This window comes from Parasphingorhabdus marina DSM 22363 (genome assembly GCF_900128895.1).
Lineage (GTDB): Bacteria > Pseudomonadota > Alphaproteobacteria > Sphingomonadales > Sphingomonadaceae > Parasphingorhabdus > Parasphingorhabdus marina.
Map to the genome: position 1 here is coordinate 184,810 of NZ_FSQW01000002.1, position 26,118 is coordinate 210,927.

A 26,118-nucleotide genomic window follows, 5' to 3' on the forward strand; every position below is an offset into this window, starting at 1 on the left:
GCTGACTGGAACGTGATTTAAGGAAGGGCTGTGCTGCAGTCTCTTTCCATCCGCAACATCGTATTGATTGAAGCGCTTGATCTGGAATTCGGATCGGGCCTGTCGGTGCTGACCGGAGAAACCGGGGCGGGCAAGTCCATCCTGCTCGACTCTCTCGGACTAACCATGGGGAGCCGGGCGGATAGCGGGCTGGTCCGGCAAGGATCGGAAAAAGCCCAGGTGACGGCGGTTTTCGATGCGCCGCCAGCCGGCAGCAAGATCGCCCGATATCTGGAAGAGAATGATATCGAGCTGGAACCCGGCGAGCCGCTGATCATCAAGCGCTCGGTCAAGGCGGACGGCGGCAGTCGGGCATTTGTCAATGACCAGCCCTGTTCGGCCGCACTGTTGCGTCAGGCTGGAAGCCGGTTGATCGAGATTCACGGCCAGCATGACGATCGCGGCCTTATCAATCCGCGCGGACACCGGGCATTGCTGGACATGTTTGCCGGCGCAAATCTTGCGGCTGTTGAAAAAGCCCATGCCGCCTGGCAGGCCGCGAAACAGGCATTGGAAACAGCCCGTGAGGATCAGGAGGCTGCTGAAAAAGACCGGGATTATCTCCAGCACAGCGTCGCCGAACTCTCGAAATTCGCGCCCCAGGAGGGAGAAGAGCAGGAGCTGGCTCTCGAGCGCGCAACAATGATGAAGGGCGAGAAGCTCACCGGCGATCTCGAAGCGATCCGCTCGACCTTTGACGGGTCGGAAGGCGGGCTGGCTTCGCTCCGGGCAGCGGCCCGGCGACTGGACCGGATTGCGGGGGATCATCCGCTGCTTGCCGAGGCCCTGGCGGCGATCGACCGCGCAGTTATTGAAGCGGGGGAGGCGGAGGACAAGCTCAACGAAGCGGCCAGTGCGCTGACCTTTGACCCGCAGCGGCTTGACGACATGGAAACGCGGCTTTTCGAGTTGCGGGCGCTGGCACGCAAGCACCGGGTCGAGCCGGACCGGTTGCAGGCATTTCTGGTTGAGCTCGAAACCCGGTTGGCGGCGATCAGCGATGGCGGGCAATCGCTGGAACGACTGGACGCTTGTTTGCAGGAAGCGAGGCACGAGTATATCGAGGCTGCCGAGGCCCTGCGGACGAAACGTGTCAAGGCGGCGAAGGCGCTCGACAAGGCGGTGGCGGGAGAGCTCAAGCCGCTGAAACTGGATGCTGCGCGTTTTGAGACATTGGTTGAAGAATTACCGGAAGATAACTGGAATATAAAGGGAATGGACCGGGTCGAGTTCCTGATCTCGACCAATCCGGGTGCGCCGCTGGCCCCGCTGGGCAAGATTGCCTCGGGCGGGGAATTGTCACGCTTCATTCTTGCGCTCAAGGTGGCTCTGGCGGAAGAAGGCGGGGCGAAATCGATCATTTTCGACGAAGTGGATCGCGGCGTCGGCGGGGCGGTAGCCGCGGCGATCGGCGAGCGTCTGGCGCGTCTGTCGGATGGTGCGCAATTGCTCGTTGTCACCCACAGCCCGCAGGTCGCTTCGCGCGGGGATGCGCATTATCTGATCAACAAAAGTTCCGACAGCACCGTGTCACGCACTGATGTGCAGGCGCTGGATGCCGACAACCGCCGTCAGGAAATCGCCCGGATGCTGTCCGGCGCGGATGTCACGGACGAGGCGAGGGCGCAGGCCGATCGCCTGCTGGAGGGGGTTTGATCCGGCGGCGGGACATGCTGGCCTGGATGGGCGTGGTGGCGCTGCCCGGCTGCATGACGATCAGGGAGGAAAGATGGATGGAAGAAGTTCTGCCATACGGCATTATCGGCCAGATGAAGGTCGCGGCAGGTCAGCGCGAGACCCTGATCGCCATCCTTGCCGAGGGCACCCGAAACATGCCCGGCAATATCAGCTATACCATATCAAAGGACCAAAGCGATGAAAACGCCCTCTGGATCACCGAATATTGGGAGTCAAAAGACGCCCATGCAGCTTCCTTGCAACTGGAATCCGTGCAGGCGGCCATCGGCAAGGGTCGGGCGCTGATCGAGGGCTTTGGTCACCGGTTTGAAGTCACACCGGTTGCGGGGGGGTGAGCGTGCCGCCAATCCAAACCCCTCCCTTTCAAGGGAGGGGCTGGGGTGGGATGTGGCGAAGCCAATGGTCTTCAACGCTCGGGAAGAAGAACCACCCCAACCCCTCCTTCAAGAAGGAGGGGCTACAGGTGGCGTTTGACCGCGACATTTTGCGTAAACGGGCCCGTGAAATGCGGAACAATCCCACCGAACCCGAAAAGCGGCTTTGGCGGTATCTGTCCAATTCTCAACTGGCCGGTCACAAGTTTCGGCGGCAGGCTGTTATTGAAAATTGTATCGCTGACTTTTTCTGCCCGCAAAAAAGACTGATTGTTGAAGTCGATGGAGATACGCATCATACCGATTCTGACATAAAGCGGGATAAGCGTTTGCTGGCCTGCGGATATCAGACGATACGCTTTTCGAACAAGGATGTGATGAACAATATGGATGGAGTTCTAACAGCCTTGCTAGCAACACTGAACAATAGTGCAGATCATTGGCGGAAGACTGACCGAGATTCTCATTCTGCAAAGGAGAGATTCAAGTGAGCGCCAAATCCCCGGAAAACCTCTCCGAAGCCGATGCAGCCAACGAACTGATGCGTCTGGCGAAGATCATCGCGAAACACAACAAACTCTATCATGCGGAGGATTCTCCCGAAATTTCCGACGCCGACTATGATGCGCTGGTGAAGCGGAACAATGCGCTGGAAGAGGCGTTTCCGCATCTGGTGCGCGAGGACAGTCCGAACAAACTGGTCGGCGCGGCGGTGGCGGCATCTCCGCTCAGCAAGGTCACGCATGAACAGCGGATGATGAGCCTCGACAACGGTTTTTCGGACGAGGATATCGCCGAATGGCTGGCACGGGTGCGGCGGTTTCTGAACTTGCCCGAGGATGAGCCGGTGGCCGTCACGGCCGAAGACAAGATTGACGGGCTGTCCTGTTCGCTGCGCTATGAAAAGGGCGAGCTGGTGCTGGCGGCCACCCGGGGCGACGGGCAGATTGGCGAGGATGTCACCGCCAATGTGCGGATGATCGCGGATATTCCGGAGCGGTTGTGTCCCGGCGAAGGCCGGGACCCAGAGTATTCACCAACTGGACCCCGGCCTGCGCCGGGGAACAACGTCCCAGACCTCTTCGAGATTCGCGGCGAGGTTTATATGGCCAAGGCGGATTTTGACGGGTTGAACGAGCGCCTGATGGATGAGGGGCGGGCCGATGCGGAGGCCAAGGGCATCGATTTCGATCCCGACAAGATCCGCCAATTCGCCAATCCCCGCAACGCGGCGGCAGGTTCCCTGCGTCAGAAAGACGCGAATGTCACCGCCAATAGGCCGCTGAAATTCTGGGCGCATGGCTGGGGCGTACACAGCGAATTGCCCGGTGAAACAGCCTTTGACGTCATGACGGCAATCGCCTCCTGGGGCCTGCCGCTGTCTCCGCTGGTGCAGCGTTTCGGCGCGCTGGACGAGATGCTGGCCCATTATCGCCATATCGAGACGGAACGAGCCGATCTGCCCTATGATATCGACGGCGTGGTCTACAAGGTCGACCGGCTCGACTGGCAGCAGCGGCTGGGATTTGTCGCCAAGGCGCCGCGCTGGGCGCTGGCGCACAAATTCCCGGCGGAACAGGCGCAAACGACGCTGGAGAGCATCGATATCCAGGTTGGCCGTACCGGCAAGCTGACACCGGTGGGGCGCCTGAAACCGGTGACGGTTGGTGGTGTGGTCGTATCCAATGTGACGCTGCACAACCGCGACGAAATCGAACGGCTGGGCGTGCGTCCGGGTGACCGGGTGGTGGTTCAGAGGGCAGGAGATGTGATCCCGCAGGTGGTCGAAAACCTGACGCGAGACGAGCAGCGGGATCCATATGTCTTCCCCGAAAAATGCCCCGAATGCCAGAGCGAAGCTGTGGCCGAAGAAGGCGAGGTCGATGTCCGCTGTACCGGCGGCCTGATCTGTCCGGCGCAGCGGTTTCAGAGGCTGGTACATTTTGTCTCCCGTGCGGCACTGGATATTGACGGTCTCGGCGAAAAAAGCATCGCGGAATTCATCGAAGCCGGTTTGATCGAAAGTCCGGCCGACATTTTCCGGCTCCATCAGCATCGCGAAGAGATATTGGCGCGCGATGGCTGGCAGGAAAAGTCTGTGGATAATCTGTTGGCAGCCGTGGAAAACAAGCGCTCCGCAGATGCAGCGCGCCTGCTGTTCGGGCTCGGTATCCGCCATATCGGTGCGGTGACGGCACGGGATCTGCTGAAGAATTTCGTCACGCTCGGCAAACTGGCGGAAGTGGGCACGGCGGCGCGCGAGGACGAAGCGATCCGGGAAGAGATTACGGCTATTGACGGTGTCGGCCCGACCGTGACCCAGGCCCTGGCCGATTTCTTCCACGAACCGCATAATCAGGCGGTGTGGGAGGATTTGCTGAGTGAGGTTTCACCGCCGAACTATATCGTCGAAACCCGCGACAGCGCGGTTGCTGGCAAGACCGTGGTTTTTACCGGCAAGCTCGAAACCATGAGCCGCGACGAGGCCAAGGCCCAGGCGGAAGCTTTGGGCGCCAAGGCTTCCGGATCCGTCAGCGCCAAGACTGATCTGCTGGTGGCGGGTCCCGGAGCGGGTTCGAAGATGAAAAAAGCCACGGAACTGGGGATAGAAGTGATCGACGAAGCGGGCTGGGCGGAAATCGTCCGGGCCGCGGGCTAGGTCGGCGAGGGTAGGGCATTGCACCACCGCTTTCCTCAAAGACTGTCCTTTCAAGAGCCTGCTCGAATCCGGTCAGTGAGTGGTTACAGCCGTGGGTGATCCGGCGAATATCGATATCGGCTGGCGCAGTGCGCTGATGCTGGCCGCGGCCTTGCCGGTCTATGGCTGCGTTTTGTTTCTGCTGCTGCGTTCCATTGAGCGTCGCGCCAGCGGATTTTTGGCGGCGACATTATTCGCGGCGGCATTTCTGATGACACCGCAAATTCTCGGATATGCAAATTTCTATACGGTGTGGCCGGGACTGACCTATTTTCCGTTCAACACCAAATTGTGGATCCCGGCGCTGTTCTATTTGCATGCCTGGTGCCTGATGCATGACCAGCCGCTGGGCTGGCGCAAATTTCTGCTGGTCCCGGGACTGATCCAGACGATTTACTATCTGTGGGCATTCACTGCTCTGGGCGATTATCGGTCCAAATGGGCTTATGACGAAGCTTTCCACGTTCCCTACATCGTGCCGGTGGAAAGCGCGCTGGTGATCATTGGTGTCGGACTGGTGGTTGTCGCAATCGCGCGGATGCTCCGCCAGTATCGCCATTATCTGCAGGCCACCCAGTCCGCCGCTTCCGATTTTGATCCGCGCTGGATCGTACGTCTGTTCTGGCTGGCCGGCGTTGCGGCACTGGCATGGCTGTTGCTGGAAATTGTTGATGTCTGGGTGATGTCACTCAGTTACAATGAGCAATATCCGGTGCTGTTGTTGATGATCGTGCTCGTGGCCATTGCCGGTTTTGACGCGCTGTCTTCGATCCGCGAGCCGTTCCCCAAGATCACGGCACCGGAACCGGCGAAAGATTCTCCTGAACAGAAAGACTGGAAAGCAGAAAGCCATTCGCTCCGTAAGCAAGTGCAGGACGAACAATGGTATCTCGAACCGCGGCTGACCATCCGGGATGTCGCGACGCGAAGGGCAACAAATGAAACCTATATTTCGCGCGCACTCAACAAGGGGCTGGGAATCACGTTCAATGCATTTATCAATGGCCTGCGCGTGGAACATGCCCGGCATATCCTGACTTCGAGCGACGAAAGCCTGATTCAGGTAGCCTTTGCGTCGGGATTCAACAGCAAGGCTACGTTCAATCGTGTTTTCAAGGACATGACCGGGGAAACACCCAGCGCATATCGCCGCAGCAGCGCGACCTGAAACGTCTCAAAATCGGTAAACAGCGTCTCAATTCGCTGATTGGGGCGCCAATACCGCCTGTTTCCCTCATCTCCGCTTCCAGGCCGCAGCCCGTTGCTGCTGGCGTGAATATTTTCAGGAACGGAGCAATATTATGACCAAATTACATCTTCTGGCGGCCCCTCTTGTGGCAATGATGACGCCAGTTCTGTCCCAGCCTGCACAGGCGGGCGAAGCGGACCGCATGTTGACAGCTGACCAGATCAGCAGCGACGTGGCGCTCGCCCGGGAAAGCTATGAACGCATCCATCCCGGTTATGACCGTCACACTGATCGCGCACAGCTGGACGCGGCCTGGGACAGCCTCGTGGCCCGCGCCAAAGCAACCCACGGCATGACCGTCGGAGAGTTTTATATTGAACTACAGAAAGTACTCACCCTGATCCGCTGCGACCATACCAAGGTGGAACTGCCGGCGGCGTTGCGGAAGGAAAGGAACGCGGTTCCAGTCTATCTGCCGTTTCGCTGGACGCTGATCGAAGACCGCGCAATTGTGACCATTCCGGGTACCAGCGGATTGCAGCGGGGAGACGAACTTCTGGAAATTGATGGCCGCCCGATCGCGGAGATGATCGCGGAAGTCCGTCCGCTGATTCCGGTCGACGGATTTACAGGCTGGTCGAACCGCGGCGGGGTTTCGGAATCACTGGAATTCGCCGGGGGCGCGGTTGATCATTTCGGGGCCTTGTTGTGGGACATCCAGCCGCGCACCGGCGTGAAGATTGCCCGCCCGGATGGCTCCGGGCATGAGCTCGCAATGGACCGGACCACTCTCGACCAGTGGAGCGCCATTCCTGAACAGGCCGGCCAGTCACTTGGCCGGAATTTCCCCGATACCGTGACCTATGAGCGCTTGAACGACAGGGTCAGCTATCTGCGTGTCGACAGCTTTGTGAATTACCGCAATCCGGTCAAGCCGGGTACGATCTATGACCCGATTTTTGACAGTATGGCGGCCGAGGAACGGGACGTGCTGATCCTCGATCTGCGGAATAATGGCGGCGGTTCGACCGACGCGAAAAACGGTCTGGTGACCCGGCTTTTTGATGAAAAGCTGATGGCCATGGACGATGCTTATATGGTCACCCTCGATCACAAGGGTCTGGAAGAACATCTGTGGACCTGGGACAAGCGGGCGATCAATCCCAATCCGCTGGGTTTTCGGAAAAACGCAAATGGGACATATTCCCTGCGCCCCATGTTTGAGGACAATCTGAAAACTATCGCACCGAAGGAAAATGTCTTCAAGGGCAAGCTGATCGTGCTGACCAGTGACGAGAACAGTTCCGGTAGCACACATTTGCTTGGCCTGTTTCAGCGGAAAGACCGCGCGCTGCTGGTCGGAGAAAAAACCGGTGGCAGCCCGGACGGGGCGACGGCCGGACTCCTGTTCTTCCTGACCCTGCCGGAAAGCGGTATCCGCGCCCGGGTCCCGACCATCCGCTATTCGGCGGACATGGGTCAGGATTATGTGCCGGGAACCGGCGTGACACCGGATGTACTGGTCGAGCGCAGCGTTGCAGATTTTCGCGCCGGACGGGACCCTGCGCTGGAACAGGCCAGGGCGCTGGCCGGAGTTCGCTAAACAGAAACGGCTGATGGAGAATTTCTTTTCCATCAGCCGATCCCGCTCTCCCGAAGCTTGTCGATCCTAGGTCCTGGCCGCCGCTTCCTTCGCCGCCAGTTCCTTGACGCCGTAGCCGCCTTGCTTGTTTTCCGGAAAGACCGGCCAGGCCAGTTGCTGACCCAATGTGGCCGGTGCCAGATTCTCGACACCATAGCTGTCCGGATAATTCCGCGTGATCTTGGCGGTGCCGAACAGGACATCCCAGAAGAACAGCAGATTTCCGTAATTGCCCTTGTAGTTGGTCACCCCGTCTTCGAGATGCCGGCCATGATGCGCGTGATGGGTCGACGGCGTCGAAATGGTCCGCTCCACCACCCACATGACCGGAGACAGCCATTTGATCTGATACAGCGGTTTGTCCCATGCAACATCACTGTGCGCACCGATGATTACGGTCATCTTGACGATGATATAGCCAACATAGACCCAGCCGAGTCCCAGATAGATCAGGGCCCCCGAAAACCAGATACTGGGCATGGTGAGATAGTAGAAGATGTTGTTCCGGTAGACGAGCCGGATGCTCATATATTTCGCATTGTGATGCGCGCGGTGCAGATTGTAGAGAAACGGCACGCTGTGCGACAGGCGGTGCCACCAATATTGCATCATGTCATCAAAGATCAGGAACAGTCCAATAGCGGCTATCAGGGGTATGCCGGCGAGGGCCCCGGCCCATTGCGGCACGGCTGCACCGAGGATGAATTGAGCGGCAAAGATGATGGCCGGCTGTGTGAACAGCAGCAAGATCGCGGAACCGAAAATTTCGACCATGGCGTCATCGCGTGTCTGATCCGGCTTGTTGAACAGTTGCGTCCGGAACAGTTCCAGAAGCGCAAAAAAGGCGAAAACACCGGTAATGGCCAGAATTTCAGGTCTCATGATCCGTCTCCTCGGTCGCTCTGATCTTGATTAATATGTCGATCTATCAGAGACAGGGGAGAATAAATGCAAAGGAGTTAGCATTTGGAAAAATACCAGCTCGCGGCCAGTTCCACCATGGGAGCAACCGGATTTGTGGCGGGATTGCCGGCGGATGTCCGGGACAGGCTGCTTGGCGCGGGCCGCCGCCGCTCCTTCGCCAAGGGGGAAATCATTCAGCAGCGCGGGGATCCAGGGAGGGAATTCTGGCATATCGAGTCCGGTTCGGTTCAGATTGGCCGCTATTCCGTCGATGGCAGGCTGACTCTCTTCGCGCTGCTCGGTCCGGGCGAATCTTTTGGGGAACAGGCGTTTCTGGGGGAATTTCCGCGCATGGTCGATGCCATGGCGGGCAGCGAGGCGGTGCTGATCCGCATCGGGGAGGCCGAATTGCAGGCGCTGATCGAATCCGATCCGCGTGCCGCCCGCATATTACTGAAGACCATGGCGCGGATGGTTCAGCAAGCTTTTGACCTGGTCGAAGCCAGCCGCAACCTGTCCGCAATCGACCGCACCCGGCAGGCCCTGTTCCGTCTGTGCGGCGGGCAGGACAAGGATATCGCGGTACCGGTTACACAGCAGGAACTGGCAGATCTTGTCGGAGTGTCGAGGGTGTCGCTAGGCAAGGCTTTGGGTGAACTGGAATCGCAGGGAGCGATCCGGCGAAAATACGGGAAGATAATTGTATCCGGAAGGTCAGAACTCCTTTCTCCCGGCCCATAGCGAGTGTCCTTCAGGATGGTTCCGGGAACCACCGCATGACGCCGCCCTGGAATGGTGTCCAGATTCCGGTTCTTATCCCCGCCTGCCGCAATACATCGCTGGTCCAGTTATTGCAGGTATAGAATGCGGTGTAATGCCCGCGTGCTTCATAGAAGAGATCGTCTTTGCCATAGCCGGCTGACGGCTGACTCCGACCACGACTGTCGAGGACAAAACGGCTTTCTATCGCCGAGACGATGCGGCGATACTCGTCTTCGGTGACTTCAAAGCTGCGGCGATACTGGGGATAAGCCTGTGGATATTTCAGGTGATAAACATGCAGCAAAACTTCGCTGCTCCCGAAAATCGCGCTGGCGGCATCCTCGGCCCGCAAATCACGCCAGCGCATGGTGTTGCGATAGACCCCCTCATGCCCCCATCCGATCAGTACATGACTGCCATAAAGCGCCGGATCTTCGAGATGTTCGGGCCGGATCAGCCCGGTCCAGTCATGCACGTCGCTTTGCAGCGGCAATATCAGCCCGGTGTGCACGCCGTTGGTTTCGATGAACAGCTGGATACCTCGTTCCGGGCTTTTCCAGCCCTGATTGACCGGAATGATGCTGCCGGCCAGCGAGGCAAGAAGAAACGCGGCGACCGCAAAAGCCAAAAGGCCGCACGTGCGGATGATCCATTTGCGGAGAGAACTGACCGGAAAAGTTGCCATTGAAACCTTTTCTGCTGTACGGTGTCGCCATGCTGACATCTCCCGACCCGGAAAGCCATGTTTACTCATCGCCCCCCGCACACGCAAATGCGGACTGGACGATTGATCAGGACTGGAAATCCTACAGTGAAGAGGAGCACAAGGTCTGGGACACCCTCTTCGCCCGGCAAAAGGAGATGTTGCCGGGACGGGCGGCGCAGGCGTTCCTCGACGGACTGGATATTCTGCAACTGTCGAAGCCAGGCATCCCCGATTTTCGTGAACTTAATCGGATCTTGAAGGACGCAACCGGATGGGAAGTGGTGGCGGTCCCGGGACTGGTGCCCGATGACGTGTTTTTTGAACATCTCGCCAACCGGCGGTTTGTCTCAGGCAACTTCATTCGCAAGCCCGACCAGCTCGACTATCTCAAGGAACCGGACATTTTCCATGACGTCTTCGGTCATGTGCCGATGCTCGCCGACCAGCGTTTTGCCGACTATATGGCCGCCTATGGTCGCGGCGGATTGCGGGCGCTGAAATTCGGAACGTTGAAACAGCTCGCGCGTCTCTACTGGTACACTGTGGAATTTGGTTTGATCCGGGAAGCGGAAGGCTTGCGCATCTATGGAGCGGGAATTGTGTCCAGCTACGGCGAAAGCGTCTTTGCCCTGGATGATGACAGTCCGAACCGGATCATGTTCGATCTCGAACGGGTGCTCCGGACCGAGTACAGGATCGACGACTATCAGCAGAATTATTTCGTCATCCCCAGCCTGGATGAATTGTTGCGCGTGACCGTCGAAACTGACTTCAAGCCGGTTTATGACAAGATTGCGGACATGCCGGATATTGCGATTGCCGAAATCATCGAGAGCGATGAGGTTCTGACTGTGGGCACACAGGCCTATGCCCAGTCACGATCGGGTGAAGCGACGATCATCTAAAGCGCAGGCCGTTTCCAGCAACTTACCATTCCCCGAAATAGGTCTCGGGAAGAGGTGAGCGGATCTGACTCAGCGGGCGGCTGCTCCGATGGTCCCTCCGCCGTTGCAGGACGAGGCACGGCCACTGGTCCTGTTTCCGTGACTCCACCAGTCGGAAACCGTTGTGCCGATAGGCGCCAACCAGTTCCTCCTGCTGTTCGGTCAGCAGCCCGGCCAGTATCAGTGTGGATCCCGGCGCTGCGGCGGCCGCAACTTGCGGAGCGAGGCCGATTAGGGGCCGGGCGAGGATATTGGCGATGATCAGGTCATAGGGTGCGCGCTGGCGGATGGCCCGGTGATCGAGCCCGTTGCTTGCCACCATGGTAATGCCATGGCGACTGCATCCGGTTTCCAGACCGTTCAAAGCCGCATTGCGTTTGCAAACCTCGACCGCCACAGGATCCACGTCACTGGCCATGATCCGGGCCACAGGCCACAAGTGTCGAGCGGCCATTGCAAGCAGGCCGGTACCCGTACCAACGTCAATGATATTGCGATAATGCCTGCCGCGCCGTTTCAGGAGATCGAGCGTGGTGAGGCAACCCAGCGTGGTTTCATGATGGCCCGTTCCAAAAGCCTGTCCCGCATCAATCTGCAGGTTCACGACCTCCGGATCAGAGAGCGGCGCATCATTCCCGGTATGGACATGGAAACGCCCGGCGCGGAGAGGCTCCAGACCTTGCTGGCTCAGTGAGACCCAGTCTTCATCCGGCAATTTCTCTACCTGGGGTTTGACCTTCCTGGTGAGAGCAGAGGGCGACAGTTTTGCCAGGCGGGCCAGCTGATCCTTTGTCGGTTGCGAGTCCGTGTAAATATCAATCACCCAGGCATCAGGTTGGGCCGCATCCACTTCCCGCGTCACGATGGACAGGCCCATATCCGCGGAGATCTCGAAAAGTTCCTGTTCCGCCAGTATCTCCGCCTCTGCACGCGTACAGGGCAGGGTGATTTTCCAGCTTTCAGGCATCTGCCGTTTCCAGTGCCTCATTGGCCTCAAGCCAATCCGACTCCGCCTGATCCAGCGCATCCTGAACATCGGAGCGTTTCTTCATCAGGTCCGTCATGGTCAGGCCCTTCAGTTCCGGAGTGGCGTTGTCCGGATCAAACATGGCGCGGTCGAGGTCGGACAGCTGCTTGCCCAGTTCTTCCATCTGTTTTTCCGCGCGCGATGCCGTTTTTCGAAGATCCGCCTGCTGCTTGCGCCGTTCGGCCGCTTGCCGGCGCTCGTCCTTGCGATTGCCGCCGCTTCGGGAATTGCTGTCAGGCCTGGTCTTGCTCTCCTGATTTCGGCCGAGCACAAAGTCGGTATAGTCTTCGAGACTACCGGAAAATTCCTTCGCCCGGCCACTGTCGACCATCACCAGCCGGTCGGCGGTCAGTTCCAGCATGTGCCGGTCATGGCTCACCATCATGACGGCGCCCTGATATTCATTCAGTGCATGGACCAGAGCCTCGCGGGCATCGACGTCGAGATGGTTGGTGGGTTCATCAAGGATCAGCAGATGCGGCGCATCCCGCGTGATCAGCGCGAGCGCCAGCCGCGCTCGTTCGCCGCCGGACAGTTTGCCGACCTTGATCGTCGCCTTGTCGCCGGAAAAGCCGAACCGGCCGAGCTGCGCCCGCACTGCTGCGGGTTTGGCATCGGACATTAGCCGGGTCATATGCTCCAGCGGCGTGTCTTCGGTATCCAGCTCCTCGACCTGATATTGCGTAAAATATCCAACCGTGAGCTTGCCGGATTTGCTGATCGATCCGGCCTTGGGTTCCAGCTGGCTGGCGATCAGGCGAGCAAGCGTCGTCTTGCCATTGCCGTTGCGGCCGAGCAGCGCGGTCCGGTCATCCGGATCCATGCGCAGGTTCAGGCCCGACAGGACAATATTGTCGCCATAGCCGACTGCCGCGTCGTCGAGCGTAATCAGCGGCGGTTTCAGTTCCGAGGGACTGGGAAAGTGAAAGCTGAGTGAGGGATCCTCGATGGTTGCGGCAATCGGTTCCATCCGGGCGAGAGCCTTGATCCGGCTCTGGGCCTGTTTCGCGCTGTGCGCCTTGGTCCGCCAGCGGTCAACAAAGGCCTGCAGCTTGTCCCGCTCTGCAACCTGTTTCTGACGGGCCGATTCCATCTGCGCCTGACGCTCGGCACGCTGTTTCTCGAACGCATCATAGCCGCCGGGATAGAGTGTCGTCTTGCCCTGCTGCAGATGGAGAATATGGTCGACCACATTGTTGAGCAGATCGCGTTCATGGCTGACCACCAGGATTGTCGCGCGATAGCTGGTGAGAAAATTTTCCAGCCACAGCGTGGCTTCGAGATCAAGATGGTTGGAGGGCTCGTCGAGCAGCAGCATGTCGGGCTGGGAAAAGAGCAGGGCGGCCAGAGCGACGCGCATGCGCCAGCCGCCGGAAAAGCTGTCCATCGGCTGTTGCTGGGCCTCCTCATCAAAGCCGAGCCCGACAAGGATCCGCGCAGCGCGCGCCGGGGCACTGTGCGCTTCGATCACATTCAACCGCTCATGGATTTCGGCGATGCGGTGGGGATCATCCGCGGTTTCCGCCTCTGCGAGCAGGTCGGCGCGCTCGGTATCGGCTGCCAATACCGTCTCGAGCGGATTGGCCGATCCCGCCGGAGCCTCTTGCGCAATATAGCCCAGCCGTGCGTCCTTTGGCAGGTCGATCCGCCCGTCATCTGGCTCCAGCATGCCGGCGACGACTTTCATCAGCGTCGATTTGCCCGCGCCATTGCGCCCGATCAGTCCAACACGCGCGCCGGGCGGCAGCGCCGCGGTGGCGCCGTCCAGTATGACCGTTCCGCCCAGCCGGACAGTAATGTTGCTGAAATTGAGCATCGCGGCTGGTTAGCGGAGCGCGCGGGATTCGGCTAGGGGGAGCGTCCAATGGGGGCAGCGTTCAGCAGAAAGAATGAAAAAAGCCCCGCCGGTTGGTTCCGACGGGGCATTGGGGGGTCAGGTTGAGATTTATCTGCGGGAAGTGGATACAAACGACCATCCCCTTTTCATGGGATGCGCAGGTGCGATCCATATTTTTGACACCGGTGCGGTTGCAATGGATTGTGTACCCGTCATTTGCCCGGTGTAGAGCGCGGATTACAAACAGAAAAACCCAATTTGGTTTCTTTCAAAAATATTGAGTAATTCATACTTGTATTAATAAAACGGCCAGTTAATACAGTAGCCCTATCTATTGGGGGCAATCAAAAATGAACAAGCAATTGATGTCGGTGCTCGTCGCCGGCCTGGCGCTCAACCTTGGCGGTTGTGCGACCGTACTGAACGGAACCAATGTCGACTACAAGACGCAATCGAGTCCCGAGGGCGCGATGGTCAAGTTTACCAACGGCAAAGAATGTACCACACCCTGTGAAATCGAAGCCAAACGAAAAGATGACCTGCGCGCAGACATCTGGCTGGAGGGTTACAAGTCTACCTATGTCCTGATCCAGTCGAAGCTGGGCGGGTCGGCATTTGGCAATATCCTCCTTGGCGGTGGCGTTGGTGCTGTGGTTGACGGAAGCAATGGTGCCAGCAATCGCCTCTATCCGCGGCCACTGATTGTGCAACTGGCGCCGGAAGGCAGCGATGAAGAGGCCGTGTTGCTCGACAAGGATGGCAATGTTTCGCAGACCGTTCAGGAGCATAATGACTCGGTGCGGGTCGATGTTGCCAAGACCATTGGCGCAAAACTTGCCGGTCTCGAGGAAGAACCGGAAGCTGGGTCTGACTGAGCCGGAATAACATACGAACTAAAAATGGCCGACAGGACTTCTCGTCCTGTCGGCCATTTTCATTTGCGGGATGGCGTCATTTCGTCGCCAGCCAGATCACATGATGGCCCCCGCGCTTGCCATGGGCGCGGGCCTTCGCCTCGCGGACTGCAAATCCGCATTCTTTCAACCGCCGCGTAAATCCTGGATCCGGAGCGGATGACCAGACCGCCAGCACCCCATTCGTTCGCAAGGCCCTGCGGGCGGCTTTCAAACCCGCATGCGAATAGATCGCTTCGTTGCCCGTGTGGGTCAGTCCGTCGGGACCGTTATCGACATCGAGCAGGATGGCATCATAGCCTGCATCGGCGACATTGATGCTTGCTGCGACATCCTCCAGCCGGATATTGACCCGCGGGTCTTCAAGGCTGCCTCCATAAAGTTCGGCCATAGGACCACGGGCCCAGTCAACAACCGCAGGGACCAGCTCCGCAACGACAATCACCGCATCGTCAGGAAGGAGGGGCAGGGCGGCCCGCAGGGTGAAACCCATCCCCAGACCGCCAATCAGAAGTCGCGGATTGGCGCCCGACAGGATCTGTTCGCAGGCGAGGGTGGCCAGGGCCTCCTCCGAGCCGCTCTTGCGGCTGTTCATCAGTTCGGTTCCGCCGAGCATAATCGAAAATTCGTCGCCGCCCTTCAGCGCGCGTGACCAGAGTTTCAGTTCGCCACCGCCGCCCGGTATGTTGCCGGTCCCGAGCAGTTTTCGCTCGATCATCGGACGAAGCTGGCACCATTGGCGTCGAGCACGGCACCGGTCATCGAGGGAGGGGCATCAACGGCGCAATAGACCGCCATCGAGGCGATCTCATCGGGCTGGGCCACACGGCCGAGCGGAATGTCTGCGAGCAATTTGTCGCCGCCCCGGCTTTCCAGATAGTCTTCAGCCATCCCGGTCATGGTGAAGCCGGGGCAAATGGCAAAGGCGAGAATGTCTTCGCTGGCATAGGCGCGCGCAATCGTCTTGGTCATGGCGACCATGCCGCCTTTTGACGCCGCATAATGCCAGTGATCAGGACTGTCTCCGCGATAGGCCGCGCGACTGGCGATATTGATGATCCGTCCGGGACGGGAGCTGTTCTGAAAATGCCGAACCGCCAGACGGCAGAGCTCTGCTGCAGCAGTGAGGTTGATCTGCATGGTGCGGTTCCAGCTGTCCAGCCATTCGGCGTCAGCTGCAGTAACCGGATTGGGATCGAAAATTCCGGCATTATTGATCAGTACGTCAATCCGGCCGTCCAGCTGATCGAGCGCGCGGTCCCATAGTTCGGGTGCGGCGCCGGGAACTGCGAAATCGGCGCGCAAACGACCGTCCTGCTCGATGGTGCCATGGCCGGCGACAACGGCTCGGCCTTGCAGTGCGCCTACTATGGCCTTGCCGATGCCCCGGCTCGAACCGGTGACGAGTATATGTGGGTCAGATGTTGTCATGGCTGACGGGATAGCGATCACAGGACCAAAGGTCCAACATATGCGCGTGCGGGCCTGCCAAAATTGTGAGTACTTCCGGATTTTGCAATTGCGGGCGGCGGATTTGCACCGCGAATGCGTGTCTCAGAACGATAAAAAGCCAGCTAGGCTGTTTGCATGGGGGTTTGTTTTCGCTAAGGCACGGACAGGTTTGAAGAGACTCCGGCAAGGGCCGGGTTTCAGGAACAGGGGACAGAAATTGGTGAAGCCGACAAACAGACCATTATCGCCGCATCTGGGCATCTACAAATGGGGCCCGCACATGCTGGTTTCCATCTTGCACCGGGCGACCGGTGACGCGCTTGCTATTGCCGGGGCACCGCTTTTGATCTGGTGGCTGTACAGCATTTCGGCCGGCCCCGAGACCTATGAGACCTTTACCGGCATCATGACCCACCCGGTGGGTCTGTTCGTCCTGATCGGCATGACCTTCGCCCTGTTCGAACATACATATTCCGGGTTGCGCCATTTCGTGCTGGATGCCGGAGCAGGCTATGAATTGCAGCAGAACAGGTTGTGGTCCTCCGCGGTCCCTGTACTTGCGCTGGTCTCGACCGCCGCTCTGTGGTTCTTCATCTACACCAAGCTGATTGGATAGACATATGGGTTCAGGAACAAATATCGGCCGTGTCCGCGGTCTTGGCTCCGCGCAGGAAGGCGCCCATCACTGGATTTTGCAACGGGTAACAGCCGTAGGCAATCTGGCCCTCATCACCTGGCTGATCTTCTCGCTGCTGCGTTTGCCCAACTATGAGCACGAACTGATGATCGGCTGGCTGGCTTCGCCGCTGGTCGCGGTGCCCATGATTCTCATGCTTGTCAGTATTTTCTGGCATTTGCGCCTGGGACTTCAGGTTCTGATTGAAGACTATGTGCCGGACCATGGCATGAAATTCGGCCTGATCCTCTTGCTCAACTTTTTTGCCATTGGCGGTGCAGCGCTGGGAATTTTTGCTGTCGCCAAGGTCGCCTTTACCGGAGTGGCTGCATAATGCCAGAAGATACAAAAAACGAAAACACACAGCCTGCCTACAAGATTATCGATCACACATTTGACTGTGTCGTAGTCGGCGCCGGCGGTTCGGGCCTGCGGGCCACCATGGGAGCTGCGGAAGCGGGCCTGAAGACGGCCTGTATCACCAAGGTTTTTCCGACGCGTTCGCATACCGTTGCCGCACAGGGCGGCATCGCTGCATCGCTGGGCAATAACAGCCCTGATCACTGGTCCTGGCACATGTATGACACAGTCAAGGGCAGCGACTGGCTCGGCGATCAGGATGCGATCGAATATCTCGTCCGTGAAGCACCCCAGGCCGTCTATGAACTGGAACATGCCGGTGTGCCTTTCTCCCGTAACGAAGATGGCACGATTTATCAGCGGCCCTTTGGCGGGCACATGCAGAATATGGGCGAGGGGCCCCCGGTTCAGCGTACCTGCGCGGCGGCAGACCGGACCGGTCATGCGATGCTCCACGCGCTCTATCAGCAGAGCCTCAAATATGACGCGGATTTCTTCATCGAATATTTCGCCGTTGACCTGATCATGGAAGACGGACCCGATGGTCCCGAATGTCGCGGCGTCATCGCGATCTGCATGGAAGACGGCTCGATCCACCGGTTCCGCAGTCACAGTGTTGTGCTGGCAACCGGCGGCAGTGGGCGGACCTACTACAGCTGCACCTCGGCTCATACCTGTACCGGCGATGGTGGCGGCATGGCGCTACGCGCCGGACTGGCGCTACAGGACATGGAATTTGTCCAGTTCCACCCGACAGGCATCTATGGCGCGGGCGTGCTGATTACCGAGGGTGCGCGCGGCGAAGGCGGCTATCTGACCAACAGCGAAGGCGAACGCTTCATGGAGCGCTATGCGCCCAGCGCCAAGGACCTCGCCAGCCGCGACGTGGTTTCGCGTTCAATGGCGAGTGAAATCAAGGAAGGCCGCGGTGTCGGCAAGGATGCGGACCATATCTTCCTGCATCTCGACCATATTGACCCCAATGTGCTCGCCGAACGGCTGCCCGGAATCACCGAGAGCGGCAAGATTTTTGCCGGTGTCGACCTGACCCGCGAGCCTCTGCCGGTAACGCCGACGGTCCATTACAATATGGGCGGCATACCCTGTAACTATCATGGCGAAGTCGTGATGCCGACCAAGGATGATCCGGACCATGTGGTTCCGGGTCTGTTTGCGGTAGGTGAGGCGGCCTGTGTTTCGGTTCACGGCGCCAACCGTCTCGGCTCCAACTCGCTGATCGACCTCGTGGTCTTCGGCCGGGCCACCGGCTTGCGCCTGAAAGACACGCTGAAACCCGGTACGGCGCACAAGCCATTACCAAAGGACAGTACCGATCTGGCGCTCGCCCGCATCGATCATTTCCGCAATGCCAAAGGCGGTTCTCCCACGGCTGAACTGCGTCTCGACATGCAGAAGGCGATGCAGAAACACTGCGCGGTCTTCCGCACGGACGAGCTGATGAGCGAGGGCGTGACCGTTCTCGAAGGCATCAACAAAAAGATGCAGGACGTGAAGGTTTCGGACAGTTCGATGATCTGGAATACGGATCTGATCGAAACGCTTGAACTCGATAATCTGATGGGACAGGCGATGGTCACCATCAAGAGCGCGCTCAACCGGACCGAAAGTCGCGGTGCTCATGCGCGTGATGACTGCCCGGACCGGGATGACACGAACTGGATGCACCATTCGGTCGGCACGTTTGAAGGATGGGGTGGCAAGTCCAGTGAAGTGGGTCTCTCAACGCGGCCGGTTCATGATTTCACGCTCACCGACGAAGCGGAATATATCAAGCCGAAGAAGCGGGTTTACTGACGCTTCTCCATCTCCCAGCCGAAGGAATATTCGACCATGTCCAATGAAGAACAGATCGAATATTGGAATGATGACGCCGGCACGCAATGGGCGGCCCATCAGGTGGCGCTGGACGAGATGCTGGCGCCGGCGACGGCCGTTCTGATGGAAGCGGCCGCAATCCAATCCGGTGAACGGGTGCTGGATGTTGGCTGCGGAACCGGTCAGACAAGTCTGATGGCCAGCGCGGAGGGTGGCGATGTCACCGGCGTGGACATTTCCCGTCCGATGCTCGATTTGGCCCGCTCTCGCGGAGGAGACAGCGTCGAATTTCAGCTCGAAGACGCGGCCACGTTCCGGTCCGGCCAACAATATGATCTGGTAATATCCCGCTTTGGCGTCATGTTTTTTGCCAATCCGCAGGCGGCGTTCGCAAATATCCGGAGCAATCTCAAACCCGGTGGCCGCATGGCCTTCGTCTGCTGGCAGTCGCCCAAGGTTAATGCGTGGGTGATGGTTCCGATGGCCGCGCTGAAACCCCTGCTGCCGGAAGCACCAGAGGTTGATCCGCATGATCCGGGCCCATTTGCATTTGCCGATCCGGAGCGGTTGCAGGGGATCCTGGAGGCAGCCGGCTTTGAAGAAGTTGCCATCACACCGCATGGCCTTGACGTTTGTCTGTCCCAGTCCGGTGGAGTGGAGGAAGCGGTCAAATTTTCCTCCCGGATCGGGCCGGCGTCGCGAGCTTTGAAGGAAGCAGATGAGACCTTGCATCCACAGCTTCTGGAGGCATTACGGGGAGCGCTGGCACCCCATGACAAGGATGGCCGCGTGGCCTTGCCGGGCGGAATCTGGGTGGTTACGGCTCGGGTGTCTGGCTAGAGGCGAGAGTCCAGGGCTCACATCCTCTGCTTTGCGCATAGCCTTTCAGGAAACTGCGCCGGGCATTGCCTGCCGCCAGAGCCTTCAGGTAGCGCCGTTCCGCCTTGTTTGCACCGGAGATTTCCCGAACGACCCCGCGGAACGGTATCAGTCCGCCCAATATCCCGCCAGCAACCCGGCTGACACTGCGTTCGCGCTTTTCCGCGCGTGAATATTCATTGGGATCATTCACGTCGGGGCCCAGTAACGGATAGAGTTCGGTAATTTCCGCATTGATCGATACACAGGCTTCCATGCCCGCGAGATCATAGGGGTTTTCCTGTACCTCCAGCAGGCGAGGGGGGATCTTGACCTTTTTCAGGTTCACGTCTTTCGCCGGCTGCGTCACCGCGTCCCCCATGTGATTGAGCATCGGCTTTTCGGTATTCGGGGTCTCTGCGTCAGCAGTATCCAGTCCGGTCACGGACAAAAGCGAAATGGCAACAACTGCCCTGGCAAACGCCATGACATCTTCTCCTTGCTGCCCCCTTATGTGCTGTTACGGTCGCGCCGGTTTCTTGCACCCTCGTTCGCGTCCCACACCTTTCAAAAATCCACGCCGGACTGTTCCGGCATAGACCGCCCGGTTATAGCGCCGCCGCTCGGCATTCGCTCCCGTCACCTCTCCGATCAGCCCGCGAAACGGAATGATCGAGCCAACCGCGCTGCCGGCAACACGCCCGGCAGTTTCTTCGCGCTTCTTGGCCTTGCTCTTGCTGACCCTTTCATTGACATCCGCACCTAATACGGCGTTCAATTCGCGGACCTCGGCAATAATTGCCGCGCAGTTGCGCATGCCGCGCATCGAATAGGGATCGCCCTGAATGGATTGGAGTTTGGGCGGGATTTCCTTGCCATCAAAAGGTTCTGCGACTTTGTTGCCGGCACTCTTGATGGTGGAGTCCTTGGGCGCACCTTCCTGAGCCAGAACCGGGCTTGCACCGATCGCCGCCACCAGAAGCAGCGCAGGTAGCCTGTATGTGCTGATCATGTTTCATCCCCTGTTTCCGACCCGGATTAGCGCCAGCGCAGATTGTCTCTGCTCAGCTGATCCACGGACGTGACGCCCATGAGTTTCATGTCCCGTTCAATCTCTGTTTGCAGCAAACCGAGGATTCGCTCAACCCCGACCTGTCCGGCAGCTGCAAGGGCGTAAAGATAGAGCCGCCCGCCGGAACAGGCTTTTGCCCCGACACTCAGCGCCTTGAGGACATGGCTGCCGCGGGTGATACCGCCGTCGCAAATGACATCTATCCGGTCCCCGACAGCGTCGCAAATCTCGGCCAGCTGGTCAAAGGGCGCGCGCGAACCGTCCAGCTGACGCCCGCCATGGTTGGACACCATGATCGCGGTTGCGCCGATGTCGGCGGCGCGTTTTGCATCTTCCACCGACATGATCCCTTTCAGGCAGAATTCGCCATCCCAGTCCTTGCGGATATCTGCCGCCATTTCCCAGTTCAGTGACTGGTCGAGCATGGTGTTGAAATAATCCGCCACCGAAAGCGCCACATTGGTACCTTCGCCGACATGGTCCTTGAGATTGGACAGTTCGAACTTTTCGCGGAGCATATAATTCAGTCCCCAGGCCGGTTTGGCGGCATAGCTGAGGAAACTGGACGGGGTGATCTTCGGCGGACTGGTGAAACCGGAACGCAGACAGCGCTCACGGTTACCGCCGACAATCGTATCAACCGTAAGGGTCAGCGCATCAAAACGTGCGGCCTTGCACCGTTCGATCATCGACTGGTTCAGACCCTTGTCCTTGTGCACGTAAAATTGGAACATTTTCGGGGTGGAAATCGACTGCCCGATTTCCTCTATGCTGACGGTTGCAAGCGAAGAGATTCCAAAAAACGTCCCGAATTTTTCTGCTGCACGTGCCACGCCGCGTTCGCCTTGCCAATGGAACAGGCGCTGGAGGGCCGTTGGCGACAGGAATAGCGGCATCGCCAGTTTCTGACCCATGACCGTCACGCTCATGTCAATGTCTTCGACGCCAGCAAGGACATTTGGTACAAGGTCGCAACTTTCATAGGCCGCCGTGTTGCGCCGCCGCGTCACCTCGTCATCAGCCGCCCCGTCAATATAATCGAATATGGGAAATGGCAGGCGTTTTTTTGCCAATGTGCGAAAGTCGTTCACATTGTGGCAATCCGTGATTCTCATAAAGGCCTTTCGATTCGACGCACGTGAGGCTCAACTCGTCGCAGATATTCTGAGCAGAAGCCGCGAGTTTAGACGAACGGACGTCGGGAGCAACACCCGAATTACTGTTGACCGGAGGGAATAAAATGACTGAAATTGCAGAAGAAACCTACGAGGAACCGCGAAAGGAGCGCTCACCCGGCGCGAAATTCCTGCTGGTTCTGCTGACCGGCTTTTTGCTGACGATCCCGCTTTTTGCCACCTGGCTGCTGGTTTATGACCGCCAGTCGCAAAGCGAGACGGCGCAGCAATCCATTGTGACCGGCTGGGGTGGAGAGCAGGTATTTGCCGGCCCTAAGCTGGTTCTGCCCTACACTACACGGGTACAGGAAACTGTCGAACAGGACGGCAAAACGGTAACCCGGACCAATACGGTCCAGCGGGAACTGTATCTCGCCCCGGAAACCATCAAGATGGACACGACGCTCAATACCCAGGTGAAGACAAGGGCGATCTATGAAGTCGTGGTTTATGATACCAATGTCACCGGCATGGCAAATTTCGCACTTCCGGATGATCTCGACCGCTATGGTGTGGCACCGGAAGATATTGATTTTACGCGGGCAGAACTGCGCTTCGGACTGTCCGATGCACGCGGACTGGCCGGCGACAATGTCGTCACGATTAACGGTGAGGAGTCGGTCCTTCAGCCGGGCAAGGGTCTTGGCGAAACCGGCAATAGCGGATTCTTCGCCTGGGTTGATGCCAGCGCACTGGCCGAGGGTCGGATCGACACGACATTCGATGTCCGGTTCAAGGGCAATCAGGGTGTGACCATTGCACCCCATGCCGGGCAAACCGAGTGGACGGTCAAATCAGCCTGGCCGCATCCGAGTTTCTCGGGCAGTTTCCTGCCGGAAAGCCGGACCATCAGTGCCGATGGCTTTGAGGCAAAATATGTGATCACCAATCTTGCCTTGGGTGCAGCTTTGCTTTCGACGGAGCAGGGGGGACAAGTCAGTCCGGCCCGGGCTGACGCAGCAAGCTTTTACATCCCTGGTGGAGGTGGCGGCAGTGCCAGCGCTTCGGTCAATCTGATCCAGCCCGTGGATCTTTACGGTCAAGTTGACCGGGCAACCAAATATGGTTTCCTGATCATCGGCTTTACCTTTGTGGCGTTCCTGCTGTTTGATCTGATCGGCGGCGTGCGGATCTCGTCCGTCCAGTATATCCTGGTCGGTGCAGCACTGATCCTGTTCTTCGTGCTGTTGCTCGCTTTTGCCGAGATTATCGGATTTGCACTGGCCTTTGTTGCGGCATCGGCGGCGACCATCGGGCTGATCACCGCCTATTCGGCGTCGGTCCTGTCGAGCTGGCGACGGGCGTCACTGATCGGCGGGCTTCTGGCGGGGCTCTACGGAGCGATTTACATCCTGCTCAGCCTCGAAGCCTATTCATTGCTGATCGGATCGCTGCTGATCTTTGCAGCCCTGGCCGGGGTCATGTTTGTCACCCGGCGTCTCGACTGGTCGAGCACCTTGCGCAAAAACGGCGCGACGGCCTGACCAGCCTAGCGGACCGCGCCGCGTGCGAACGTATCGCACGCGGCCGGATCGCCGGTCTGCATGCCCTTGCGCAGCCATGTCATACGTTGTTCGGAAGAGCCATGGGTGAACATGCTTTCAATCGGTCGCTGTCCGGCATTGCGCATCAGCGTGTCATCGCCGATCGCATGGGCGGCGTTCAGCCCTTCCTCGACATCACCCGGTTCCATCCGTTCGGCATTCTGCGCCGCCCAGACACCAGCATAGCAATCGGCTTGCAATTCCATGCGGACCTGCAACGCATTGCCTTCCGCCTTGCTCGCCCGGCTTTGCGCCTGGCGCACCTGATTGGCTACACCGGTGAGATTCTGGATATGGTGCCCGACTTCATGCGCAATCACATAAGCCTGAGCAAAATCGCCTTTTGCCCCCATCCGCGTCGACATTTCACGAAAAAAGGATGTGTCGAGATAGATGCCCTGATCGGCCGGGCAATAAAAGGGCCCGGCAGCAGAGGAAGCCGATCCGCATCCTTGCGAGCTGACATTGCCGTCATAAAAATTGATCGTTGTCGGGCGATATTGCTGGCCATTGGCGGCAAACAGTCTGGACCAGGTCTGCTCCGTCGACGTCAGAACACGTCCGGCAAATTGTTCTTCGGCTGTATCGTAGGCGGTGCCGGCTGTTTGCGTTCCGCCACCCAGCATGGCGCCGCCGCCTCCAAACATCATGAAGAGCGCAATCGCCCCGCCGATCAGCAAGATGGTTCCGCAGCCCATTTTCCGGCCCAGCAGCATTGGCAGAAAACTGAGCAGCAATCCGAGGCCACCACCTCCGCCGCCCATGCCCCCGCCACCTCCGCGACCATGATCGCGGGCATTTTTGCTGGGATCCAGATCATCGAGGCGCATGCGGGTTCTCCTTGGTTGCGCCGCAGTTTGCCTGAATCGATGCGAAGCGCAAGGACCTTGGGCCAAGGTTTTACAAAAAGCCGTTGCAGTGACGGAAGACTGTCTTAAGGTTCGGACAAGGAGATAATCTATGTTTTTGAAAGGCAAGACCGCCCTGATTACGGGATCCACATCGGGCATAGGCGGGGGCTATGCGAAAGCGCTGGCCGCGGAAGGCGCCGCAGTCATGATCAACGGATTTGGTGACAGCGGAGAAATTGAAACGCTGCGTACGGAACTGGAATCTTTGAGCGGAGCCGGGGCGCTATACAGCGATGCAGACATGACCAAACCGGAACAGATCCGGGCGATGGCCGAGCAGTGCGCGGATGAATTGGGCCCGGTGGACATTTTGGTCAACAATGCCGGAATCCAGCATGTCGCCCCGGTCGATGAATTCCCGGAGGACAAATGGAACGCCATCATGGACATCATCATGAACAGCGCGTTTCACACCACCAAAGCCGTTTTGCCGGGGATGAAAGAACGCGGATGGGGCCGGATCATCAATACCGGGTCGATGCACAGCAAGGTCGCGAGCCCGTTCAAATCAGCCTATAATGCCGCCAAACATGCCATTGCCGGTTTCAGCAAGACCGTGGCCCTGGAAGTGGCGCAGCAGGGCATCACGGTCAATACCATCTCGCCCGGCTATACCTGGACACCGCTGATCGAAGGACAGATTCCCGACACGATGAAGGTGAGGGGACTGAGCCGGGAGGAAGTGATCAACGATGTTCTTCTGGCCGGGCAACCGAGCAAGGAATTCGTGCAGATCGATCAGATTGCCGCATTGGCAGTCTTTCTCTGCAAGGACGAAGCCAGCGCGATTACCGGCGCGAATATATCCATTGATGGCGGCTGGACGGCACAATGAATATGCTGTCCCTGATCGCAAGCGCTGCATTGATCGCCGCCGGCTCCGCTGCAACCACGCCGGTTGCCGAACCGGACTGGCGGGAACGAGCTACCGAAGCAGATCAGAAACGTGTCGCTGGATGGCGGGAAGCGCTGACCAGCGGCACTGAAGGAGCGGTGGCTGCCGGACAGTCTGAAAAGCTGACCAGCCGAACGCCCCTGTTTGATCCCGATGCCGGTCTGGAGCGCAGCATGATGCCCGCCGGGCTCTATCATTGTTCCCTAACCAAGCTGGGCGGAGAACCGGATCGGGGTTTGCCCTATATCGCTTATCCGTCCTTTCGCTGCCGTGTTGTCAGGCAGGGCAACCGGTTTCAGTTTACCAAGCTGACCGGCTCGCAACTGACCGCGGGCTGGATTTATCAGGATGGAGATCGGCAGTCGGTTTATGTCGGCACGGCCTTTTACGAATATGAGGACCGGGCCGCGGCCTATGGCCAGTCGGAAAAACGCGATCAGGTCGCGGTGGTCCACAGGATCGGGAATCAGCGATGGCGCATGATCTATCCCTTTCCCTATTATGAGTCGGTTGTGAACGTGATGGAACTGACGCCGGTTCGCTTGTCGTTGTCGCGCTGAGCAATTTCTGACTCGCAATCCGCGACAGACCCGTTAGGCTCCGGCC

General features: G+C 58.6%; 26 protein-coding genes. 16 read left to right on the forward strand and 10 right to left on the reverse strand.

Annotation, left to right across the window (positions count from 1 at the left end; all coding sequences use genetic code 11):
• Positions 1 to 30 precede the first annotated feature (30 nt).
• The 6 genes from recN to BUQ90_RS10485 all read left to right on the forward strand — a co-directional run bounded on the left by recN (position 31) and on the right by BUQ90_RS10485 (position 7,601).
• Entirely contained in the window at positions 31 to 1,695 is a 1,665-nt protein-coding gene (recN, locus tag BUQ90_RS10460) for a DNA repair protein RecN (RefSeq protein WP_074205176.1), read from the forward strand.
• Positions 1,692 to 2,072 (forward strand): putative quinol monooxygenase, encoded by a 381-nt coding sequence (locus tag BUQ90_RS10465; RefSeq protein WP_239447414.1) that lies wholly within the window; start codon positions 1,692 to 1,694, stop codon positions 2,070 to 2,072. The genes recN and BUQ90_RS10465 overlap by 4 nt, the downstream gene beginning before the upstream one ends.
• A 128-nt stretch (positions 2,073 to 2,200) precedes the next feature.
• Positions 2,201 to 2,602 (forward strand): endonuclease domain-containing protein, encoded by a 402-nt coding sequence (locus tag BUQ90_RS10470; protein ID WP_074205177.1) that lies wholly within the window; start codon positions 2,201 to 2,203, stop codon positions 2,600 to 2,602.
• 50 nt (positions 2,603 to 2,652) lie between these two features.
• Complete coding sequence (gene ligA / locus BUQ90_RS10475; protein ID WP_074206348.1) at positions 2,653 to 4,770, forward strand: NAD-dependent DNA ligase LigA; 2,118 nt, start codon at positions 2,653 to 2,655, stop codon at positions 4,768 to 4,770.
• 91 nt (positions 4,771 to 4,861) lie between these two features.
• The gene (locus tag BUQ90_RS10480) at positions 4,862 to 5,977 is read left to right on the forward strand and encodes a helix-turn-helix domain-containing protein (RefSeq protein WP_074205178.1); all 1,116 of its coding nucleotides are present in this window, start codon (positions 4,862 to 4,864) and stop codon (positions 5,975 to 5,977) included.
• A 133-nt stretch (positions 5,978 to 6,110) separates the two neighbouring features.
• Entirely contained in the window at positions 6,111 to 7,601 is a 1,491-nt protein-coding gene (locus BUQ90_RS10485; RefSeq protein WP_074205179.1) for a S41 family peptidase, read from the forward strand.
• A gap of 66 nt (positions 7,602 to 7,667) precedes the next feature.
• Here the strand turns inward: BUQ90_RS10485 and BUQ90_RS10490 are convergent, their stop codons facing one another.
• The gene (locus BUQ90_RS10490) at positions 7,668 to 8,522 is read right to left on the reverse strand and encodes a sterol desaturase family protein (RefSeq protein WP_074205180.1); all 855 of its coding nucleotides are present in this window, start codon (positions 8,520 to 8,522) and stop codon (positions 7,668 to 7,670) included.
• A gap of 84 nt (positions 8,523 to 8,606) precedes the next feature.
• Here BUQ90_RS10490 and BUQ90_RS10495 point away from each other — a divergent pair, with 84 nt between their 5' ends.
• Positions 8,607 to 9,284, forward strand: a complete 678-nt coding sequence (locus tag BUQ90_RS10495) for a Crp/Fnr family transcriptional regulator (RefSeq protein WP_074205181.1) — start codon at positions 8,607 to 8,609, stop codon at positions 9,282 to 9,284.
• A 10-nt stretch (positions 9,285 to 9,294) separates the two neighbouring features.
• Here the strand turns inward: BUQ90_RS10495 and BUQ90_RS10500 are convergent, their stop codons facing one another.
• On the reverse strand, positions 9,295 to 9,990 hold the full coding sequence (locus BUQ90_RS10500; protein WP_159437091.1) for a TIGR02117 family protein: 696 nt from the start codon (positions 9,988 to 9,990) through the stop codon (positions 9,295 to 9,297).
• 29 nt (positions 9,991 to 10,019) lie between these two features.
• On the opposite strand from BUQ90_RS10500, the gene phhA reads away from it, so the two are divergent.
• Complete coding sequence (gene phhA / locus BUQ90_RS10505) at positions 10,020 to 10,916, forward strand: phenylalanine 4-monooxygenase (RefSeq protein ID WP_074206350.1); 897 nt, start codon at positions 10,020 to 10,022, stop codon at positions 10,914 to 10,916.
• 22 nt (positions 10,917 to 10,938) lie between these two features.
• On the opposite strand, the gene BUQ90_RS10510 is transcribed toward phhA, so the two are convergent.
• The gene (locus tag BUQ90_RS10510) at positions 10,939 to 11,922 is read right to left on the reverse strand and encodes a 50S ribosomal protein L11 methyltransferase (protein ID WP_074205182.1); all 984 of its coding nucleotides are present in this window, start codon (positions 11,920 to 11,922) and stop codon (positions 10,939 to 10,941) included.
• Entirely contained in the window at positions 11,915 to 13,798 is a 1,884-nt protein-coding gene (locus tag BUQ90_RS10515) for an ABC-F family ATP-binding cassette domain-containing protein (RefSeq protein ID WP_074205183.1), read from the reverse strand. Before BUQ90_RS10515 ends, BUQ90_RS10510 begins: the two co-directional genes overlap by 8 nt.
• A 371-nt stretch (positions 13,799 to 14,169) precedes the next feature.
• Between BUQ90_RS10515 and BUQ90_RS10520 the strand changes: the two genes are divergently transcribed.
• The gene (locus BUQ90_RS10520) at positions 14,170 to 14,694 is read left to right on the forward strand and encodes a hypothetical protein (protein WP_074205184.1); all 525 of its coding nucleotides are present in this window, start codon (positions 14,170 to 14,172) and stop codon (positions 14,692 to 14,694) included.
• A 76-nt stretch (positions 14,695 to 14,770) separates the two neighbouring features.
• On the opposite strand, the gene BUQ90_RS10525 is transcribed toward BUQ90_RS10520, so the two are convergent.
• Together BUQ90_RS10525 and BUQ90_RS10530 are read right to left on the reverse strand one after the other, a co-directional pair.
• Complete coding sequence (locus tag BUQ90_RS10525) at positions 14,771 to 15,451, reverse strand: spermidine synthase (protein ID WP_074205185.1); 681 nt, start codon at positions 15,449 to 15,451, stop codon at positions 14,771 to 14,773.
• Positions 15,448 to 16,164: an SDR family NAD(P)-dependent oxidoreductase gene (locus BUQ90_RS10530; RefSeq protein WP_074205186.1), complete on the reverse strand. Its 717-nt coding sequence runs from the start codon at positions 16,162 to 16,164 to the stop codon at positions 15,448 to 15,450. The genes BUQ90_RS10525 and BUQ90_RS10530 overlap by 4 nt, the downstream gene beginning before the upstream one ends.
• Positions 16,165 to 16,402: 238 nt before the next feature.
• On the opposite strand from BUQ90_RS10530, the gene sdhC reads away from it, so the two are divergent.
• Genes sdhC through BUQ90_RS10550 form a run of 4 tightly spaced genes read left to right on the forward strand, consistent with a single transcriptional unit; the run spans position 16,403 to position 19,897 of the window.
• A complete protein-coding gene (gene sdhC / locus BUQ90_RS10535; protein ID WP_074205187.1) occupies positions 16,403 to 16,801 on the forward strand; it encodes a succinate dehydrogenase, cytochrome b556 subunit in 399 nt (132 codons plus the stop codon).
• Positions 16,802 to 16,805: 4 nt separating this feature from the next.
• The gene (gene sdhD / locus BUQ90_RS10540; RefSeq protein WP_074205188.1) at positions 16,806 to 17,195 is read left to right on the forward strand and encodes a succinate dehydrogenase, hydrophobic membrane anchor protein; all 390 of its coding nucleotides are present in this window, start codon (positions 16,806 to 16,808) and stop codon (positions 17,193 to 17,195) included.
• Positions 17,195 to 19,036, forward strand: coding sequence for a succinate dehydrogenase flavoprotein subunit (sdhA, locus tag BUQ90_RS10545; protein ID WP_074205189.1), 1,842 nt, complete (start codon positions 17,195 to 17,197; stop codon positions 19,034 to 19,036). The genes sdhD and sdhA overlap by 1 nt, the downstream gene beginning before the upstream one ends.
• A 36-nt stretch (positions 19,037 to 19,072) precedes the next feature.
• Entirely contained in the window at positions 19,073 to 19,897 is an 825-nt protein-coding gene (locus tag BUQ90_RS10550; protein ID WP_074205190.1) for a class I SAM-dependent methyltransferase, read from the forward strand.
• On the opposite strand, the gene BUQ90_RS10555 is transcribed toward BUQ90_RS10550, so the two are convergent.
• Genes BUQ90_RS10555 through BUQ90_RS10565 form a run of 3 tightly spaced genes read right to left on the reverse strand, consistent with a single transcriptional unit; the run spans position 19,875 to position 22,102 of the window.
• Positions 19,875 to 20,402: a hypothetical protein gene (locus tag BUQ90_RS10555; RefSeq protein ID WP_074205191.1), complete on the reverse strand. Its 528-nt coding sequence runs from the start codon at positions 20,400 to 20,402 to the stop codon at positions 19,875 to 19,877. The two genes, BUQ90_RS10550 and BUQ90_RS10555, sit on opposite strands and share 23 nt — an antisense overlap.
• Positions 20,403 to 20,435: 33 nt before the next feature.
• Positions 20,436 to 20,927 carry a hypothetical protein gene (locus BUQ90_RS10560; RefSeq protein WP_074205192.1) on the reverse strand — a complete coding sequence of 164 codons (492 nt, stop codon included), beginning with the start codon at positions 20,925 to 20,927 and terminating at the stop codon, positions 20,436 to 20,438.
• Positions 20,928 to 20,953: 26 nt separating this feature from the next.
• Positions 20,954 to 22,102 (reverse strand): alpha-hydroxy acid oxidase, encoded by a 1,149-nt coding sequence (locus BUQ90_RS10565; RefSeq protein ID WP_074205193.1) that lies wholly within the window; start codon positions 22,100 to 22,102, stop codon positions 20,954 to 20,956.
• Positions 22,103 to 22,227: 125 nt separating this feature from the next.
• Between BUQ90_RS10565 and creD the strand changes: the two genes are divergently transcribed.
• Positions 22,228 to 23,646, forward strand: a complete 1,419-nt coding sequence (creD, locus tag BUQ90_RS10570; protein ID WP_074205194.1) for a cell envelope integrity protein CreD — start codon at positions 22,228 to 22,230, stop codon at positions 23,644 to 23,646.
• Positions 23,647 to 23,651: 5 nt separating this feature from the next.
• Here creD and ypfJ read toward each other — a convergent pair whose 3' ends face one another.
• Positions 23,652 to 24,536 carry a KPN_02809 family neutral zinc metallopeptidase gene (gene ypfJ, locus BUQ90_RS10575; protein ID WP_074205195.1) on the reverse strand — a complete coding sequence of 295 codons (885 nt, stop codon included), beginning with the start codon at positions 24,534 to 24,536 and terminating at the stop codon, positions 23,652 to 23,654.
• A gap of 130 nt (positions 24,537 to 24,666) precedes the next feature.
• Here ypfJ and BUQ90_RS10580 point away from each other — a divergent pair, with 130 nt between their 5' ends.
• On the forward strand, positions 24,667 to 25,452 hold the full coding sequence (locus BUQ90_RS10580; protein WP_074205196.1) for a 3-hydroxybutyrate dehydrogenase: 786 nt from the start codon (positions 24,667 to 24,669) through the stop codon (positions 25,450 to 25,452).
• Entirely contained in the window at positions 25,449 to 26,072 is a 624-nt protein-coding gene (locus BUQ90_RS10585) for a DUF4893 domain-containing protein (protein ID WP_084192667.1), read from the forward strand. Before BUQ90_RS10580 ends, BUQ90_RS10585 begins: the two co-directional genes overlap by 4 nt.
• The last annotated feature ends 46 nt before the right edge of the window (positions 26,073 to 26,118 follow it).

What these genes read in the sequence shown, in the direction of transcription:
- ligA (WP_074206348.1), top strand. Translation starts at nt 2,653, where the DNA reads ATGCGTCTGGCGAAGATCATCGCGAAACACAACAAACTCTATCATGCG.
- BUQ90_RS10485 (WP_074205179.1), top strand. Translation starts at nt 6,111, where the DNA reads ATGACCAAATTACATCTTCTGGCGGCCCCTCTTGTGGCAATGATGACG.
- BUQ90_RS10490 (WP_074205180.1), bottom strand. Translation starts at nt 8,522, where the DNA reads ATGAGACCTGAAATTCTGGCCATTACCGGTGTTTTCGCCTTTTTTGCG.
- BUQ90_RS10500 (WP_159437091.1), bottom strand. Translation starts at nt 9,990, where the DNA reads ATGGCAACTTTTCCGGTCAGTTCTCTCCGCAAATGGATCATCCGCACG.
- phhA (WP_074206350.1), top strand. Translation starts at nt 10,020, where the DNA reads ATGCTGACATCTCCCGACCCGGAAAGCCATGTTTACTCATCGCCCCCC.
- BUQ90_RS10510 (WP_074205182.1), bottom strand. Translation starts at nt 11,922, where the DNA reads ATGCCTGAAAGCTGGAAAATCACCCTGCCCTGTACGCGTGCAGAGGCG.
- BUQ90_RS10515 (WP_074205183.1), bottom strand. Translation starts at nt 13,798, where the DNA reads ATGCTCAATTTCAGCAACATTACTGTCCGGCTGGGCGGAACGGTCATA.
- BUQ90_RS10520 (WP_074205184.1), top strand. Translation starts at nt 14,170, where the DNA reads ATGAACAAGCAATTGATGTCGGTGCTCGTCGCCGGCCTGGCGCTCAAC.
- BUQ90_RS10525 (WP_074205185.1), bottom strand. Translation starts at nt 15,451, where the DNA reads ATGATCGAGCGAAAACTGCTCGGGACCGGCAACATACCGGGCGGCGGT.
- BUQ90_RS10530 (WP_074205186.1), bottom strand. Translation starts at nt 16,164, where the DNA reads ATGACAACATCTGACCCACATATACTCGTCACCGGTTCGAGCCGGGGC.
- sdhD (WP_074205188.1), top strand. Translation starts at nt 16,806, where the DNA reads ATGGGTTCAGGAACAAATATCGGCCGTGTCCGCGGTCTTGGCTCCGCG.
- sdhA (WP_074205189.1), top strand. Translation starts at nt 17,195, where the DNA reads ATGCCAGAAGATACAAAAAACGAAAACACACAGCCTGCCTACAAGATT.
- BUQ90_RS10550 (WP_074205190.1), top strand. Translation starts at nt 19,073, where the DNA reads ATGTCCAATGAAGAACAGATCGAATATTGGAATGATGACGCCGGCACG.
- BUQ90_RS10555 (WP_074205191.1), bottom strand. Translation starts at nt 20,402, where the DNA reads ATGGCGTTTGCCAGGGCAGTTGTTGCCATTTCGCTTTTGTCCGTGACC.
- BUQ90_RS10560 (WP_074205192.1), bottom strand. Translation starts at nt 20,927, where the DNA reads ATGATCAGCACATACAGGCTACCTGCGCTGCTTCTGGTGGCGGCGATC.
- BUQ90_RS10565 (WP_074205193.1), bottom strand. Translation starts at nt 22,102, where the DNA reads ATGAGAATCACGGATTGCCACAATGTGAACGACTTTCGCACATTGGCA.
- creD (WP_074205194.1), top strand. Translation starts at nt 22,228, where the DNA reads ATGACTGAAATTGCAGAAGAAACCTACGAGGAACCGCGAAAGGAGCGC.
- ypfJ (WP_074205195.1), bottom strand. Translation starts at nt 24,536, where the DNA reads ATGCGCCTCGATGATCTGGATCCCAGCAAAAATGCCCGCGATCATGGT.
- BUQ90_RS10580 (WP_074205196.1), top strand. Translation starts at nt 24,667, where the DNA reads ATGTTTTTGAAAGGCAAGACCGCCCTGATTACGGGATCCACATCGGGC.
- BUQ90_RS10585 (WP_084192667.1), top strand. Translation starts at nt 25,449, where the DNA reads ATGAATATGCTGTCCCTGATCGCAAGCGCTGCATTGATCGCCGCCGGC.